The organism is Paenisporosarcina sp. NPDC076907, from assembly GCF_050269735.1.
Classification (GTDB): Bacteria; Bacillota; Bacilli; order Bacillales_A; family Planococcaceae; genus Paenisporosarcina.
The window spans coordinates 710447-724331 of record NZ_JBNNIX010000002.1 but is presented as its reverse complement, the minus strand read 5'-3'; the positions used below and the strand labels follow the sequence as shown (position 1 = coordinate 724331).

The following is a 13885-nucleotide window of genomic DNA, read 5'->3' as shown; positions in this document are numbered from 1 at the left end:
GCAAGAAGCTGCTTTCAAACAGGAAGAAACTAACAGTGGACGGGAACAAATCAATTTGAACAGGGAATAAAACAAATTGTATTTCAAAATAGTAAAATGACCATGCTCAATCACCTGGTCATTACTATCGTTTATTTTTGTTGTTGCATTGCCTTATAGATCTGTCCTTTTTCCGCATATTCTCTAACAATACGTTCCATATCTAGCTTGTCTTCTTCATTCAATTCACGGACGACTTTTGCCGGACGACCTAACGCGAGCATTCCTGGAGGAATAACTTTACCGGGAGGCACCAGACTGCCTGCGCCAATAAAAGCGCCTTCTCCAATCTCAGCCCCATCTAATACTATTGAGCCCATACCAATCAAGGCTCCACGTCGAACTGTACAACTATGTAAAGTCACTTGATGTCCAATTGTGACTTCATCTTCCAATACTAGTGGAGCGGCTGGACTTTGATGCAGGCAGCACAAGTCTTGAATGTTTACTTTGCTGCCAATACGTGTTGCATTTACATCTCCACGAATAATCGTATTAAACCAAATAGTGGACTCTGGACCGATTGTCACATCCCCACTTATTGTGACATAATCAGCAATATAGACAGATGGGTCAATTACAGGTGTTTTATCTTTAAAAGGGTAAATCATTCCAAAACCTCGTTTCTTCTTACCGTATGATTTCATTATACAAAAAAAGAGGGACTAAAAAACGTTGACTTCGTCGAATAATGATAGTGAAGGAGCGATGATTATGTGGAAATGGGAAGCTGATGGACAAGCAAAAGCAGTCATCGCCATTGTACATAGTGCGTATGAACATCATCGGCGGTATGCCTGGTTAATAGAAGAATTCAGAAGTTCTGGATTTCATGTGGTAATGGGGGATTTGCCGGGTCACGGTGAAGTCGCTGTGCATAAACAAGCACATGACGAGGATTTTCAATCGTACAGCACTTATATCGACCAATTGATTCAAGCGTCACTTTCATATAACTTACCCGTGTTTGTAATGGGACATGGGCTGGGCGCAACATTAGTTATGCATGTACTGCAGGAGAAATCAATTGAATGTGCTGGAGTAATCCTTACATCTCCTTGGATGCATTTACTTATTCATGCTTCCAAACTTTCAAGTGCATTAGCCACTATGGGCAAGCTTGCTGAAAATGTAAAAAGCACTCATGAAGTAACAGTCAAACAACTGACAAGAAACTATGATGTTTATTCGCAAGATAAAGACGATGAACTTTTTAACACGACCATTACATTGAAATGGTATCGCGAATTGCAACATTTGATGAAAGTGACAGCAGCCAAACAAGAAAGCATTCAAAATGTCCCTATATTGATGATGAGTGCAGAGCGGGACAAAATAACAGATCCGATATATGCAAAGCATTGGCTTCAAAAACAACAACTTTCAGAAATACAATATAAAGAGTGGAAAAATTGTTTTCATGATTTGTTTCATGAGCCAGAGCGTGAAGAGGTTTTTTATTACACAAAATCATTTATGAATAATGTGTTAAGATCTCTAGGGTATGTGGTTTAATACTATTTAAAAGCCTTTCTAATGATAAAATTAGAAGGCTTTTTTTCATAGACGGAACTTGCGGATATCGAAAATCTCTTCATGTAATAGGCTGGTTTATGTATGTTTCTATAGTCAGGCATTAAAAATGCTGATTACTGGATTGAATACAATGACAACTTAAACAATGAAAACCTGAAGAGTTAATGTTCAATCGCCAAACACAGGTTGGGCGATGTTTTTTTCTGTTATAGTTAATTAAAAAGGGGATTACTAATGGCTACGACTTTAACATTTCTTATCATCATCTCGGCAATAGCTGTGTTTGTTATCATGAAAAAATTTTCACATACTAGCAAAACATATCTGGTGAATTTCGCTATCGCATTACTTATGGGCTTACTATTCACTCGCACTTTGATGCTGGATCCACTGGACTGGATTAGCTATTTGGCCATCGTATTTTGTGGATTGGCATTTATTGCACAAATGGTTCTTGGATTTAAAAACTTAAAATCTTCAAGTTAAATACAAAAGATGGCTATGGATGTTCCGTAGCCATCTTTTTTAATTTTGCACCGTTAATAGAACTAGATACTTCTTTCACAATTAGTGAAAGAAGTTTTTTACATTAGTAATAAAATCATTCATTTTTGGTAATAATGCTCAATGTTAGTGATTTTTTGTGGGAATAAAGTCCGATTCTTAGTCGTTGGAAAAGTGAAAAAACAAATTGACTAAATACATTTAACTAAGAGAATTTGATTTTTTTGATTGTTTCGACTTTTAGCAACAAACAAACTGATGAAATCGACAGAAGCTTACAAAACCTCTTATGTACTAATAATTTCTTATGATTTAAATTAATGTAGTAGGCAAATTGATTCAATAGACAGCTGAATAGTTATTAATATTGTGTTTAAGGTGAATAATATTAACTAATTAATTAGTAATTATTGTAATTTATTAAACGGGTATAAAGTGAAATTTCACTTTTACTATAATTTATTCTGGTCTTTAGGCCAGAAGGGAGAGGTAGAATGAATCCATCTTTCAATACAGCTTATTCGTAACAGAAATCGCATCAACTATTAGCTCCAATTGTAACTTACAAGTTTTGAAAGAATTGTACAGACAATTGGGAGGGAGAGGAATTATTGAAAAAGATACTTGGAATTATAATGGCATCCTCTGTACTTATTGGTGCAGGGACAATCTATGCAAAAGCCGATTCGGCAACCAAACTCTCTAATTGGTATGAACATTCATTTCAAAGTGTAAGTACTCAGGTTGGAGTAGAGTTAGGCGCTGGACTCAGGGAAACGCTTTCGAACGTTAAAATCTTTGCAAGCGAAGCCCAGCAATCTTTTGATAGCTCGCTTACCAGCTTCACACAAAAACGTATTAGTGAAGCAATCTCTGAGATTGAACAATACCAAATCGATTCAGTAAATCGCTTGGAACAAACAGTTTCAGAATTAAAAGCTGAAAACCTCAAAGTATCTTCAAAAAGAGCAAATACGAATGAGGATATTGAAGAAGATCTTGAACAAAGCATTGAAGAAGTTTTGGCAGATGTATTAAATGACTAATATTCAAATGAATTTAGCAAATTCATTCAAAAACCAACCACAAAGGGGACATTCAAATGTTAAAAACACTCAAAGGTAAAGTAATTGCAGGAACAGTAACATTGGCACTAGTAGCAGGAGCAGGCACGGCATTTGCTAATTCTAACGCTGGTGATCAATTAGGAAGATGGTACACACTGGAGTTCGGCAAAACAGCTTTGTCTTTAGGAATTGACACAGGAGTTTACAGTGTAGGTAAATTATTCCAATTTTCGACTGATTACTCTAAATTGCAAAGTAGTGCTACTACTAGCATAAATAATACAAGAGACTCATCTAAAACATCAGCTCAAACAAATATTAAAACTGCAAAAGACGAGCATATTACTGCTATTAACGCTAAAAATACAGAATTATTAGCTGGCATGGAAGCTCAATTCGATGAAATCTCTTTAGGAGCTAATGCAATTTTTGAGGGTAAAACAAAGGCTGCGCTAAAACTTGCTACTGATGATTTGAATAAACGTACAAGTGATGTTGGTGGTAAAGCATTAGCATCTGTTAGTACAGATCTTGAACTAGCTACTACTAACGCTAAGAATGAGTTACAAGCAGCCATTGACCGGGCAAAGTCTGACTTAAGAGCGAAATTGAATTCGGAAAAAGATTTGACAGCTACCGAAATCAAATTAATGATGGATACTAAAGTAAGTGAAATTCTATCCACCATTACTGCATTGCAACAAAAATTAGTAGCAGATCATCAAAAACTAATTGCGGATAAAGCACTTGAATTAGAAAATAAAGCTAAAGCTGAAATGGATGCAATTGTAAACAGTATCCGATAATAATTTAAATAATAATTAGGGACCTCGTAGTTCGGGGTCCTTATTGTTGTAACTGGAGGCTACGACATGCTAAGCAGACTTGAGAAATATAAAAAGATACAAACGAGAAAAAAGATAGTTATTTTAGTGGCAGCGGTTGTACTAAGTCTTGGTGTGGGCAGTGGAGTGAAAACTTCCTTTGCCGATGCAGATGCAAGCACGCTTTTGATTAATTGGTTCAAAAATAAAGAATCAGAATCCATAAAGGAAATTGATAAAGCGATAACGGATGAAAAAACAATGCTTTTAACTCAATTGAAAGCAGAATTGAAAAACGAAATGGCTTCTGCTGAAAGCGAACTGGATGAATTTACGGAACAACAAAAGTCTAATCGTATAGCATCACTTAGAAAGTATGCAAATAATTTGATTGTGAATTTAAAAATTGACAATACTGAGCAAAAAGGTAAAATCACTTCAGAAATTAATTCAATCATGAACGAAGCAATTGCTCAAATGGAAAAAGCGGTAAATGTAGCCCCTGAAAAGGAAAATACATCGGCAAACAAAGAAAATCAGGGGGAAGCAGGGATAACTGAACCGGCAAACGTTCCTGCAACTTCAACACCTAATCCTGCTCCTATTGCGGGGCCTGTGGATAATCTGAAATCGGATGCAACAGCTTCAACAGTTGTTGAAAATGTTCAGGCAGACCAAACGATTATTGTAGAAGAGGTTAAAGAAGCTTCAGAAAATAACTAATCCCACCAAAGGCTCTCGAGTGAGAGTCTTTTTTTATTTTGGTTATTTTCTAATAAAGATTCATTCATAACAAATTACTCGAGAACCTCTTGGGTCGACCTGTCTGTGGGCAGGTACCTAAAAGGTTCTTTTTTGTGCAATTTAGTTCAGTTATAAATCCATATGAATTTGGAAATAATAGTAATAGTTATTGGAAAGGTGTGTGTATTTATGAAAAAAACACTATTAATAATTTTTTTATCTAGTTTATTGTTTAGTGCAGGATTTATTATTGGAACGGGTGGTTTAGGCTCCAAGTACTCTCTACAAAATATTGATTCAATTCAAAAGAAAACTATTGAGTTAGGATATACATCAGTTATTGATTTTCAAACAGTGTTCAACCAAATTGAAATTTTGATTGCGGCATCTGAGGATAACCTTGAAGCGGCAGTTCATCAATTTCGTGATAAGCAAGTAAAAATAATGGTTGCTGGACTGGTGAATTATAAAAATACCAATAGAAATCAATCTGAAGTCTATACAACTAATAACCAATCAGCCCTGTTAGATGAACCGCCATTTCTTGTTACTGAACAAAACAATGATTCACCTACAAACAAAGAGATACTGATCAAACCAACCAATACAACAAATACATTAACTAATCAACAGATAAATAGTCCAAAGGTAAATCACAGTCCAGATATTAAGAAAAAAGCACTGGAATAGAATAGACTAATAAAAAAGTCATACGTTATATAATTCTAGGGCTCTCTATAGGGCCTTTTTTATTTTTAGTGGCATTACACTACATAAAAAAGAATGTAAATAGGACTAATAATAGACCGTCTAATTTGCTATAATTGACGAATGACTTTTTCTTATGTAAGTAAGAAAATTATAGGAGGAAATTATGGCACTTCAAGATATAATTCGTACGTTAATTGTAGAAACACCGTCAAAACCAGGGAACTTTGCTAAAGTGGCAACGGCGATTGGTGCGGCTGGTGGAGGTATTGGAGACATCACGACAATCAAAAACGGTACACTTTCAACGATTCGTGACATCAGCGTGAATTGTAAAAGCTTTGAACAATTGGAGCAAGTAATTGAAAATGTACGAGCGCTGGAAAATGTGGAAATTCATGCCATTACGGATGATGTTCTAAAAGCGCATGAAGGCGGAAAAATCCAAATGAAGAGCCGGATTGATGTTCGTTCATTAGGCGATTTACAACGTATTTATACGCCAGGTGTTGCAAGCGTTTGCCTAGATATTCAAGCAGACCCTCAAAAAGCACGTTATTTCACAAGTATTGGCAACACAGTGGCCATCGTAACAGACGGAACAGCCATTTTAGGTCTTGGAAATATTGGTCCTGTAGCTGGAATGCCGGTAATGGAAGGGAAATCCGTTTTATTCGATCAGTTCGCTGGCATAAGTGGAGTTCCTATTTTACTGGATACGAGTGATCCAGACGCTGTGGTAGAAACGGTTAAACATATTCACCAAGGCTTTGGTGGGATATTGCTTGAAGATATCGGTTCACCACATTGTTTCGAAATTGAAGAACGCCTGAAAAAAGAATTGAACATACCAGTCATGCATGACGATCAACACGGAACGGCAGTCGTTACTTTGGCATCTGTTTTATCTGCTTGTCGTTCTACAGGCGTGGATCCGAAGAAAGCTGTCATTGGCCAAATTGGATTAGGTGCTGCCGGACTTGCGATTTGTCGTATGTTGATGGCTTATGGCGTGGAAGAAGTGTACGGAATTGACCGTCAAGTGGAGGCGTTGGATCGCCTCAAAAACTATGGTGGGCAAACACTCGACTCTTTAGAAAAGCTTATGGCGACATGTGATATCGTCGTAGCGACCACGGGAGTTGCCGGTCTCATTAAGCCGGAAATGGTTCGTCCAGGACAGATTATTTTGGCACTTTCCAATCCAAATCCCGAAATAACACCTGAGGATGCGTTGGCTGCAGGTGCTGCTTTTGCAGCGGATGGAAGATCAGTCAATAATGCATTAGGATTCCCAGGGATTTTCCGCGGTGCCTTGAATGCGGGTGTGAGTGATATTAGCTACCCGATGCTAGTGGCGGCTGCACGTGCGATTGCCAATCATACAAAACCAGGAGATTTAATTCCAAATCCACTTGATCCGACCGTGCATCAAGTAGTTGCTAGAGCCGTTGAACAAGCAGCTCAAGAATAAAATAATTGAAAACCGTCTTCATTCCATTGTGAATGAGACGGTTTTTGTTTTATGCTTATACAAAGTGGAGGTGTCATCATGACAAAGATTTGTTTTCATCATGCAACATTTTATACAATGAAAGATTCACATCATACAGTTGAGGCAGTTTTAGTAGAGAACGGGAAAATCGTCGAAACTGGATACTTTGAAGAGTTGGAAAAGCGAGCCGATACATGTGTTGATTTAGCAGGGGCTTTTGTCTATCCGGGATTTGTAGATAGTCATATACATATGATTGGTCACGGAGATAAATTGCGTTATATTGATTTATCGAAATATATGTCTCCGAGTGAAATGGTGTCAGACCTTAAAAATCTTTTGAGTGATCACCCTAAAGATGAATGGTTTATTGCAGAAGGTTGGAACGAGAATAATTTTGAAAATAAAAAAATACTTTCCCGATATGAATTGGACGATCTTTCTACTTCGCCAGTTGTATTGAAGCGCATATGTAGACATGCCATGATCGTGAATTCTGCAGCTTTAGAGAAAGCGGGAATAACAAAAGATACTCCAGATCCGGAAGATGGCGTTATTATCAGAGATGAGCATGGAGAGCCAACAGGGTACTTGTTGGATGGAGCAATGGCTTTTGTTGAAAAGCAAATACCTGAAGTTTCTGTCGCACAATTAGTTACTTCATTGGAAACTTCTTTGACCGATTTGATTTCGAGAGGCTTTACAGGCGTTCATACAGAGGATATGAGTTATTACGGAGATTACACCAGACCGTTGGAAGCATTTAAAACAGTCATCGGAAATGACCGCAAATTCCGTGTGAATTTACTGCGCCATCATACAGTATTTGAGAAAATGATGGATGAAGCAACTTACGAGGAACCTTGGATTGAACCAGGTGCCATGAAAATCTTTATTGATGGTGCGCTAGGGGGGCGGACTGCTCTGCTTAGTGAGCCATATGCTGACGACACGTCAACTTCAGGTGTGTCCATTCATTCTCAAGATGAACTAGATGCACTCGTCTCAAAAGCACGTTCATTTGATGAAGCAGTCGCTGTACATGCAATTGGTGATATGGGGATGGATATGATTGTGTCCGCTATTGAAAAACATCCTGCACCAAAAGGGAAACGTGACCGATTGATTCATGCTAATGTACTGCGAGAGGATTTAGTTGAGCGTATTGAAAAACTGGATATCGTCTTGGATATACAACCGAGTTTCGTCCCTTCCGATTTTCCTTGGGTACAAGAAAGATTGGGAGAAAAGCGGCTTGACTGGGCGTACGCATGGAATAAGCTTCTAAAACGTGGAATTAAATGCAGCGGAGGCTCTGATTCTCCAATTGAAGAAGTAGATCCACGACTTGGTTTATATGCGGCAATAGCAAGGAAGAAACCCGGCGAAATTCATGGGGGATATCAACCAGAAGAAAAACTGAGTCGATATGATGCGGTTGCTTTATATACAATTGGCAGTGCATGGGCGATTGGCAAGGAAAAGGAACGGGGTTACATTCAAGAAAACTTTGATGCTGATTTTACCGTCTTTGATCGAGATTTATTTGATGGTCCAGACGAACAAGTTCTTGAAGCACAAGTGGTGAAAACAATCATTGCTGGTGAGATTGTATTTGAGAAATAAGGTTTGACGTTGAAAGGCTGACTCATTAATGGAGTCAGCCTTTCAGATTGTAGACAAACAATAAAATGATTGAATATACCTGCATACCATTGTAAAGGTACCCATAGAGGAAGATGTTGATTTCCTTTGCGGCGGACGCGTTTCGCGGGCACGGCTTCAGTCTCCTCGTCACTACGTAACTCCGGGGCCTTCAGCTCGTGCTGTTCCCGCTGAAGTCGCCGCCTCCAATTCAATCAACAGAAAGCGCTTCTGTCAGTGTTTCTCTTCAATATATTTAAGTAGGAAAGTGGTCGGCTATTTCTGAAGACTCCTGCGGAAAAACGGAACAAGCTAGACCCCACAGGCAGAGCCGAGGAGGCTGGCGTTTCGTCCGCGGAAAGCGAAAGAATAGCCGACCACTTTCTTTTTTGATTGAGTGTCAAAAATAAGAACGAGAATATTTATACTGTTACGTTAATTAATATTTTTTTTCATCAGTCTGAAAGCCTCACTCATCAATGGAGTCAGCCTGTTTCTTGTTACATGTTCTATTAAAAAACTTCCGTATAGTTTGTAACTTCTCGTAAAGCGGCTTCTTCCATTGGAATGCGTACAGATAAAATACATAGATTTAATATCGTAAACAACAGAGCTGTGAAATATGCTCCGAACATTAATGGAATGACTAAAATTTCCAGAGAAACTACGACATAATTTGGATGTCTCAAAAATCTAAATGGACCTCTCTTTACGACATGGGCACCAGGTAATACAAGTATTTTTGTATTCCAAAACCTTCCCAGTGAAGTGATTACCCAAACACGCATCAACTGAAGCACCACAAAAATGATAAACAGAACAGTCCAAATAGGAGGGGGCATTCTGTCAAAAACCAAAAACTCCAAAACTAGACTGATGAAAAATCCAATGTGTATGCCGACCATATATGGATAATGCTTCGCACCAACTTCATAGCCTCCCTGTCCACGAATCCATCTTTCATTATTGCGTGCGACAAACAGTTCGATAATTCTTTGGACAATTACGAATCCTACTACACTGAAAAAAACAATAGTTTCTATTGCCATTCCAACAACACCAGTTCTCCACTGAATCCAGGACCGAGTGCTGTCAATAACCCTTTTTCTCCAGGTGAACAGTCCATTTTCATGAAAGCTTCTAATACATATAAAACAGTTGGCGAAGACATATTGCCATGTTTTCGTAAAATGTCTCTTGAAATTTCAGTTTTGGATGAATCAAACCCTAGTGATTTTTCATATGCAGTCAGTACTTTCTTTCCTCCTGGATGGGCGATGAAATGATCGAGATTGTTTGCAGTCATGTGATGCTCCGATAAAAATTCTGTTACAAAAGGCTCGAGCCACTTTTCAATGATGGAAGGGATGCTTTTAGAAAAGACGACATGCAACCCGTCGTTTTTCATATCCCATCCCATCACATTTTCAGAATTGGCCATTGTTTTTGAGGATGTGGATACAAAAGCAGGACTTGGCTTCTTGGATTGAACTTCTGCTTCGTCTCCGCAAATTAAGGCACAAGCTACGCCATCCGCAAACAACGAAGCACCAATTAGATTACTTTTTGAATAGTCATTTGGCTGAAATGTCAAACTGCATAATTCAACACAGAGTACGAGCACTTTTGCTTTCGGGTATGCTAGGCAATAGTCAAATGCGCGACTTAAACCGGAAGCACCACCTGCACAACCAAGACCCCAAATCGGAATTCGCTTGACGTAATCAGAAAATGGAAGCTGATTTAATATACGGGCTTCAATACTGGGTGTCGAAAAACCGGTACTTGAAATAAATAAAATCCCATCGATTTCGGAAGGATGGACAGACTCTTTCAGAAACTCCTGGTTTTGAAGACAGGCATTAATGGCTAAAGCTCCGTAGGAAGTTGCGAGTTCAATGTACAGACGATTCCGTTCTTCCAAATCATGCGGATGTTCAAACCACTCCATTGGCACGCAAAATTGACGGGATTCAATTTCGCCATTCTCAAATACTTTGAGCATCCGTTCCAAGTCATCATAATGGTCAGTAAACAAATTTTTCAATAAAGTAGAGGCCTGATCCTGCGAATATGAGTAGGGAGGCTGAAAAGAACTGATGGATTGGATTTTCGGCATAAAGATCTCCTTATGTAAAAAATGATAACCCCAGTTTTTCCAATTCTCTTAAAAATATGCAAAAAACCTTAAGAGAAGCTAAATAGCTTACCTTAAGGTTTTTTAAGATGCTTCATTTTTTCAATTGCCACCACAAATGGGGGATGATTCTGTTGGTTGATAAACTCATATTTCAGGACATGTACGAATGATTGGGGAAGGGTTCGTACATATTCGAGCAAAGCATCACGCTCCACATCTCCACCTTCATGTCCATGATAAACGACCAATACAATCATTCCTTCAATTTTCAACAGGTCCAGACAACTATCCAATGCTTCGATGGTTGAATGAGGTTTCGTTATGATGGAATGGTCTGCCCCAGGTAAATAGCCTAGATTGAAAACAGCGGCTGATATTTCTTCTTTTACATGTTGTGCAATGGTTTCGTGCCCAGCATGGATGACAGTAGCATGTTCCTGGCAATCACCTAAACGTAAGCGTGTTGCTTCAATTGCCGCTTCCTGAACATCGAAAGCGTAAACATGTCCAGTCGGACCTACCAGTTGAGCGAGAAAAAGGGTATCGTGCCCATTGCCAGCTGTTGCATCCACCACGGTATCGCCAGGGGATACCGTGCTTTTCAGTAAAGTCTTTACGTATGGAAGAACCCTTTCGAGTTTCATTAAACAGTCACCCTTCCAGCGAAAAGTCTACCTTGCCAACTGTCCCTGCGAACGAGTTCAGCATCTATCGCGTTTAACACGGACCATTTATTGACACTCCACATCGGCCCAATCATTAAGTTAATCGGCCCGTCTCCTGTTATTCGATGGATGACCATTTCAGGTGGCAGAAGTTCTAGCTGATCCACAACAAGTTGAACATATGCTTCCTGGTCCATAAACTCTACCATCCCTTTTTCATATTGCTTTATCATGGGTGTACCTTTTAATAAATGAAGTAAATGGATTTTGATCCCTTGAACATCGAGTTTAGACACTTCACGAGCAGTTTCCATCATCATTTCTTTATCTTCCAAAGGTAAACCATTGATGATATGGGCACATATTCGAATGCCATGTTTGCGGAGTTTCTGAACTCCTTCAACATAACAGTCATAGTCATGTGCACGATTAATTAATTTTGCTGTACGTTCGTGAACGGTTTGAAGACCCAGTTCTACCCATAGATAAGTACGTTCGTTCAATTCAGCCAGATATTCCACGACATCATCTGGAAGACAGTCAGGGCGTGTTGCGATTGATAAACCGATGACTCCTTCCTGGGCTAAGGCAGCTTCGAATTTCTCTTTTATTAGGGGAAGCGGGGCATGCGTATTTGTATAGGCCAGAAAGTAAGCCATGTATTTTCCGTCTTTCCATTTCTTATGCATCTTATTTTTTATTTCTTCAAATTGCACATCAATGGGATCAATGCGGTCTCCTGCAAAGTCTCCCGAACCCGCTGCGCTGCAAAAAGTGCAACCGCCATAAGCAACGGTTCCGTCCCGATTTGGACAATCAAATCCAGCGTCAAGTGCTACTTTAAATACTTTGAACCCAAATTCATTTCGTAAATGACGGTTCCAAGTATGATATCGCTTTCCGTCAGAAGGAAAAGGGAAATCCATTTATGCATCCACTCCTCTAAAAGGGTATTTTATCACGATTTTCTTAGAAAACCCACGTTATCAAAAAGCTGAATAGTTCAATTTTTAAAGACATCTTGTTGGATTGACTAAAAAAGACTACAATTATTTGGGATTTCGAAATAAATGGAGGAATTGTCATGCCTAGAAGTGTGTGGCTTTTAATAATTGGCATGCTCGTCAATGTAACGGGTAGTTCGTTTTTATGGCCTTTAAATACAATATATTTACACGATCATTTAGGAAAAAGTTTATCGGTGGCTGGCTTGGTTTTAATGGCGAATGCAGGAGCGGGAATAATCGGCAATTTGCTTGGTGGTTACTTATTTGACCGCATCGGTGGCTATAAATCGATCATGCTCGGTATTGTCATCACAATATTTGGTCTGGTCGGATTAACTCTTTGGCACGGCTGGCCACATTACGTTTGGTTTCTGACGATTATGGGGTTCAGTGGAGGGATTGTTTTTCCAAGCATGTATGCGATGGTTGGAACTGCTTGGCCGGAAGGTGGTCGAAAAGCGTTCAATGCCATTTACTTGGCGCAGAATTTAGGTGTAGCAATTGGCCCGGCGGTAGCAGGTATTATTGCAGATGCCAGTTTTGATTATATTTTCATTGCAAATTTAAGTATGTATATCATTTTCTTCTTTATTGCAGTTTTGGGTTACCGTCGATTTGATATATCACCAAATATGCATACTTCGGTCATTAATGAAGGGAAAAAGATCCGAAATAAAGCTCCATTCTACGCACTCCTAATCGTTACCAGCGGATATTTAATGTGTTGGCTTGTTTATGTACAATGGCAGTCGACCATTGCGACCTATACGCAAGAACTGGGACTTACACTGAAACATTATAGTCTCTTATGGACAATCAATGGATTGCTCATTCTTGCTGCCCAGCCCATTATCCAACCGATTGTCAAAAAACTGGAACACCGCGTGAAAGCTCAGCTAGTACTAGGAATTGTTATTATGATGATTTCATTTATTGTTGTCGGTTATGCACAAGTATTTTCGATGTTTGTAACAGCGATGGTAATCCTAACAATTGGGGAAATGTTTGTATGGCCAGCAGTGCCGACCTTAGCTAGTCAATTGGCACCGAAAGGCAGGGAAGGGTTCTATCAAGGAATCGTAAACAGTACTGCAACTGTCGGTAGAATGCTGGGACCTTTTGTAGGAGGAGTACTGGTGGACCAATATGGCATGACCGCCATGTTCCTAATTTTGACTTCGTTCATGGCGTTGGCGATCATTCCAAGTCTTTACTATGATCTTCCATTAAGAAAGTCTGGGATAAAGAATACTGCAGAAACAGAATGATAAGTTTACATTGGAGCGGTATCCCGCTAAATGGTGAAGCATGAGACCAACGAGTTCTCCCAAACAGGAGCGCAGCGAAAACAAAAACCATTAAATCTTTAAAACCTGAATGAGAGCCATTTCGCTACAGTGCTCAATTCAGCGAAAGAAATTTTTCTAGAAAACCTCTCTCGATGGTTGCTATTTTTATAAAGTTGGTTGAGCGGTTGCTCAGTCTGACTTTTTGGCGATGACGTCTGAAAAA

14 protein-coding genes are annotated in these 13885 nt (G+C 39.1%); 9 read left to right on the top strand and 5 right to left on the bottom strand.

Translation table 11 applies throughout. The annotated features are described in order from the left end of the window. Positions 1–131: 131 nt before the first annotated feature. Positions 132–650, bottom strand: a complete 519-nt coding sequence (locus ACQKEV_RS11305; RefSeq protein WP_427446231.1) for a gamma carbonic anhydrase family protein — start codon at positions 648–650, stop codon at positions 132–134. Positions 651–753: 103 nt separating this feature from the next. Between ACQKEV_RS11305 and ACQKEV_RS11300 the strand changes: the two genes are divergently transcribed. From ACQKEV_RS11300 to ACQKEV_RS11265, 8 genes are all read left to right on the top strand, one after another. Then, positions 754–1554 carry an alpha/beta hydrolase gene (locus ACQKEV_RS11300; protein ID WP_427444910.1) on the top strand — a complete coding sequence of 267 codons (801 nt, stop codon included), beginning with the start codon at positions 754–756 and terminating at the stop codon, positions 1552–1554. Positions 1555–1809: 255 nt separating this feature from the next. Continuing rightward, positions 1810–2061 (top strand): hypothetical protein, encoded by a 252-nt coding sequence (locus ACQKEV_RS11295; protein WP_427444912.1) that lies wholly within the window; start codon positions 1810–1812, stop codon positions 2059–2061. A gap of 629 nt (positions 2062–2690) precedes the next feature. Beyond that, positions 2691–3125 (top strand): hypothetical protein, encoded by a 435-nt coding sequence (locus tag ACQKEV_RS11290; protein WP_427444914.1) that lies wholly within the window; start codon positions 2691–2693, stop codon positions 3123–3125. Positions 3126–3181: 56 nt separating this feature from the next. After that, positions 3182–3952, top strand: a complete 771-nt coding sequence (locus tag ACQKEV_RS11285) for a hypothetical protein (protein WP_427444916.1) — start codon at positions 3182–3184, stop codon at positions 3950–3952. Between the two features lie 66 nt (positions 3953–4018). Beyond that, positions 4019–4693: a hypothetical protein gene (locus tag ACQKEV_RS11280; RefSeq protein WP_427444918.1), complete on the top strand. Its 675-nt coding sequence runs from the start codon at positions 4019–4021 to the stop codon at positions 4691–4693. A gap of 210 nt (positions 4694–4903) precedes the next feature. Beyond that, positions 4904–5404, top strand: a complete 501-nt coding sequence (locus ACQKEV_RS11275; RefSeq protein WP_427444921.1) for a hypothetical protein — start codon at positions 4904–4906, stop codon at positions 5402–5404. A 184-nt stretch (positions 5405–5588) separates the two neighbouring features. Further along, entirely contained in the window at positions 5589–6896 is a 1308-nt protein-coding gene (locus tag ACQKEV_RS11270; protein WP_427444923.1) for an NAD-dependent malic enzyme, read from the top strand. Positions 6897–6974: 78 nt separating this feature from the next. Beyond that, a complete protein-coding gene (locus ACQKEV_RS11265; RefSeq protein WP_427444925.1) occupies positions 6975–8543 on the top strand; it encodes an amidohydrolase in 1569 nt (522 codons plus the stop codon). Positions 8544–9073: 530 nt separating this feature from the next. On the opposite strand, the gene ACQKEV_RS11260 is transcribed toward ACQKEV_RS11265, so the two are convergent. The 4 genes from ACQKEV_RS11260 to ACQKEV_RS11245 all read right to left on the bottom strand — a co-directional run bounded on the left by ACQKEV_RS11260 (position 9074) and on the right by ACQKEV_RS11245 (position 12292). After that, positions 9074–9610 (bottom strand): isoprenylcysteine carboxyl methyltransferase family protein, encoded by a 537-nt coding sequence (locus tag ACQKEV_RS11260; RefSeq protein ID WP_427444928.1) that lies wholly within the window; start codon positions 9608–9610, stop codon positions 9074–9076. Then, complete coding sequence (locus tag ACQKEV_RS11255) at positions 9601–10680, bottom strand: type III polyketide synthase (RefSeq protein WP_427444931.1); 1080 nt, start codon at positions 10678–10680, stop codon at positions 9601–9603. Before ACQKEV_RS11255 ends, ACQKEV_RS11260 begins: the two co-directional genes overlap by 10 nt. 92 nt (positions 10681–10772) lie before the next feature. Further along, complete coding sequence (locus ACQKEV_RS11250) at positions 10773–11345, bottom strand: class I SAM-dependent methyltransferase (protein ID WP_427444933.1); 573 nt, start codon at positions 11343–11345, stop codon at positions 10773–10775. Then, positions 11345–12292 carry a TIGR01212 family radical SAM protein gene (locus ACQKEV_RS11245; RefSeq protein WP_427444935.1) on the bottom strand — a complete coding sequence of 316 codons (948 nt, stop codon included), beginning with the start codon at positions 12290–12292 and terminating at the stop codon, positions 11345–11347. The genes ACQKEV_RS11250 and ACQKEV_RS11245 overlap by 1 nt, the downstream gene beginning before the upstream one ends. Before the next feature lie 158 nt (positions 12293–12450). Here ACQKEV_RS11245 and ACQKEV_RS11240 point away from each other — a divergent pair, with 158 nt between their 5' ends. Next, positions 12451–13641: an MDR family MFS transporter gene (locus tag ACQKEV_RS11240; RefSeq protein WP_427444937.1), complete on the top strand. Its 1191-nt coding sequence runs from the start codon at positions 12451–12453 to the stop codon at positions 13639–13641. Positions 13642–13885 lie beyond the last annotated feature (244 nt).

Excerpts from the sequence above, each read along its gene's own strand:
- ACQKEV_RS11305 (WP_427446231.1), bottom strand. The coding sequence starts at position 650 with ATGATTTACCCTTTTAAAGATAAAACACCTGTAATTGACCCATCTGTC.
- ACQKEV_RS11300 (WP_427444910.1), top strand. The coding sequence starts at position 754 with ATGTGGAAATGGGAAGCTGATGGACAAGCAAAAGCAGTCATCGCCATT.
- ACQKEV_RS11295 (WP_427444912.1), top strand. The coding sequence starts at position 1,810 with ATGGCTACGACTTTAACATTTCTTATCATCATCTCGGCAATAGCTGTG.
- ACQKEV_RS11285 (WP_427444916.1), top strand. The coding sequence starts at position 3,182 with ATGTTAAAAACACTCAAAGGTAAAGTAATTGCAGGAACAGTAACATTG.
- ACQKEV_RS11280 (WP_427444918.1), top strand. The coding sequence starts at position 4,019 with ATGCTAAGCAGACTTGAGAAATATAAAAAGATACAAACGAGAAAAAAG.
- ACQKEV_RS11275 (WP_427444921.1), top strand. The coding sequence starts at position 4,904 with ATGAAAAAAACACTATTAATAATTTTTTTATCTAGTTTATTGTTTAGT.
- ACQKEV_RS11270 (WP_427444923.1), top strand. The coding sequence starts at position 5,589 with ATGGCACTTCAAGATATAATTCGTACGTTAATTGTAGAAACACCGTCA.
- ACQKEV_RS11265 (WP_427444925.1), top strand. The coding sequence starts at position 6,975 with ATGACAAAGATTTGTTTTCATCATGCAACATTTTATACAATGAAAGAT.
- ACQKEV_RS11260 (WP_427444928.1), bottom strand. The coding sequence starts at position 9,610 with ATGGCAATAGAAACTATTGTTTTTTTCAGTGTAGTAGGATTCGTAATT.
- ACQKEV_RS11255 (WP_427444931.1), bottom strand. The coding sequence starts at position 10,680 with ATGCCGAAAATCCAATCCATCAGTTCTTTTCAGCCTCCCTACTCATAT.
- ACQKEV_RS11250 (WP_427444933.1), bottom strand. The coding sequence starts at position 11,345 with ATGAAACTCGAAAGGGTTCTTCCATACGTAAAGACTTTACTGAAAAGC.
- ACQKEV_RS11245 (WP_427444935.1), bottom strand. The coding sequence starts at position 12,292 with ATGGATTTCCCTTTTCCTTCTGACGGAAAGCGATATCATACTTGGAAC.
- ACQKEV_RS11240 (WP_427444937.1), top strand. The coding sequence starts at position 12,451 with ATGCCTAGAAGTGTGTGGCTTTTAATAATTGGCATGCTCGTCAATGTA.